Annotated in this window: 1 protein-coding gene and 1 pseudogene; both read right to left on the bottom strand. The window is 34.9% G+C overall.

Features of this window, described 5'->3' with window-relative positions:
• A partial coding sequence (locus PLK24_RS10810; RefSeq protein WP_324479029.1) for an ABC transporter substrate-binding protein occupies nucleotides 1–1,073 on the bottom strand: 1,073 nt, incomplete at its 3' end.
• Nucleotides 1,074–1,987: 914 nt separating this feature from the next.
• Nucleotides 1,988–2,389 (bottom strand): annotated as a pseudogene (locus tag PLK24_RS10805) (hypothetical protein); the annotation flags it as partial.

The following is a 2,389-nucleotide window of genomic DNA, read 5'->3' as shown; positions in this document are numbered from 1 at the left end:
GGAACCACGCCAAGCTTTCCTTGAACGACAGAAACGCGGGTGTCTTGAGACAAGGTTCCCACATCACCGAAGGTAAAGACCATGGCGCAATCTCCTCTAAGGAAGATATCCCAGGCTTCTCCCAAGCCCCAACTAACCATAGCGGCTGGACCATACTTGCAGAGTTCAACTAACATTTCCATAGCTTTTACGTGTCCAGGGGTGTTGGTTAAAGGTTTCATGGTTTCCGGATCAAACCAAAATTGATTGTGAAAGCGGGTTACCTTAGCTGGATTATCACCGGGAGCCGGCATGACGACAAAGCCACCTGCTAAGGCAATATAGTTAAAGAAACCTTGCTCGCCAACTTTAAGATGCATACTGATTCCAAAGTCTTCCTTTCCATCTCCATTCCAGTCTTTCCCATTAAAAAACTTAGCTAAATCAAGAATTTCCTGCCAACTATCTGGACGGACTGGCAAATCATAATTGAATTCGTTTTTAAATTCTTCCTGCCATTTAGGATCATTGAAGAGGTCTTTTCTAAAATAAATGACCATTCCATCGTGGTCATTATTAAAACCATACCATTTTCCTCCCCACTGATAAAGCTCGCGAATTGGTGCTGCAATTGCATCCCGATTCCACTTGGGCATTCTTGCATCATCAAAATATTTATCAATGGGAATGATCCAATCATTGGCAATGTAGTCGCCATAGAAGAAACTTGGGCCAACTATGGCATCGTAATTCCCAGTCTCGGTTGCTAAATCGGTAAAGATTTTTGCTTGTAATTCACCAAAAGGAATTTCAGCGACATCGTAGGTTGCTCCGGTCAGCTTTTCCCAGAAAGGTCGCCAAAAGAAAAGAGGACCAGAAATGGCTCCGTGGGGGCCTGATGCTAAAACTGCGATCGTGAATTTCTTTCCTTGCCATGAAGGGTCAGGTTGTCCCTTATCAGCAGCTTCAAAAACTGCATTAGCTGTATCTATTTCCAATTGGTCCATATCCTGAGCAAAAGCAAATGATATTAAAGCTGAAACAACGACTAAAACCAATACTCCTACTAAAACTTTTGTTCCTTTTTTCCTCACAATTCATTCCTCCTTTTTAAATTTTTACTCCAATTTGGATTAAAATACCACTTAATAAAAAAATTATTGCACCTCCTTCTTTTTTTCTTTATTTTTGGTGTTCCTGCAGTATAAAACTAAACAAGAAATGAATTTTTGGTTTCAACCTTATTTTCTAAATTTTGATCCTTTTAACTAATTTTAATTTTTGCAAAGACACACTATGGTTAATCACTTACTCATAACGAATTGGTTAATTATAATTATCTGATTATCTATCATTATAATATATTTTATAGATATTTTTCATTATTAATATTATTATATCTGAATTTAACTCTTCTTTTCATTTTTATTATGAATTATTATAACATACAAATTTTGTTATAATATAGTATTTTTTATTATATAATATCGTGTGTGAATTATTAACTTAGCACTATTTTTGGGATGATTTTGAATTCATTGATTATATATTTCTCGGGTTTTATTAAATTTAAATTTTAATGATTCAGAAAAGTGCAGTAACAATAAGGGACGGTAAAACAGCTCAAATTATTCCACTATTATTAGCTCTTTATGAAAATCATCTATAATATTAATCTAATAGATGGTCGGATTAGTTCCCTATTTTAAAAATTGTGTTTTTAGTATATAAAACAGAAAATGGATCTTATCCTTTTTATTATTACTTAAAAAATATTTTGCTAAATGAGATTCTCCCGCCGTTCAGGAAAAGAAACCGGACTCTTCAGAATGACTCATTGTGAAAATGAGATTGCCATATCATTCAATCAAAGAACGGTTGGACTCATCGCAATGATATTCTTAGATAGGTATTTTCATCTTCATCTGTTATAAAGAAAGCGGCATAAGAGCTTATCTAAAAAGAAACATAAAGGGATTTTGTCATTAAAATAATAATCCTAAAATATCTATAAATTTTCAGCTTCTTCCTTGGCAATCCGACTCCATCGTTTTACATTTTCTGGATTCTTCCCAATAGTGTGGTTATCTTTCATAATGATTTCTACTCGGCAATTTTTTGCAATTTGAAAAGCCTTGCTAATTTTCTTTCGGATATAGTCCTCGTCGATTTGAGGAACAGCTAAATCAGCCGGGTTCGGTTTCAATGAATAAATATAATCTGAGCCTAAATATTCAGCCATAACTTCCGGATTAGCCCAAGGTGAAACAGAAATCCTTCGCAAACGTGGGAACTTTTTTACCACTTGCCATCGCTTATCAATTGGCTCGCAACACCCATAACAGTTCAATCCAAAACGCTCTAATAAAGGATATTGATAAGGAAAAATAAATTCTTCAAACATTTCAGG

It is taken from the genome of Atribacter sp., from assembly GCF_035418125.1.
Lineage (GTDB): Bacteria > Atribacterota > Atribacteria > Atribacterales > Atribacteraceae > Atribacter > Atribacter allofermentans.
Note: the sequence above shows the minus strand (reverse complement) of the source record. Positions and strands in the feature narration are given on the sequence as shown.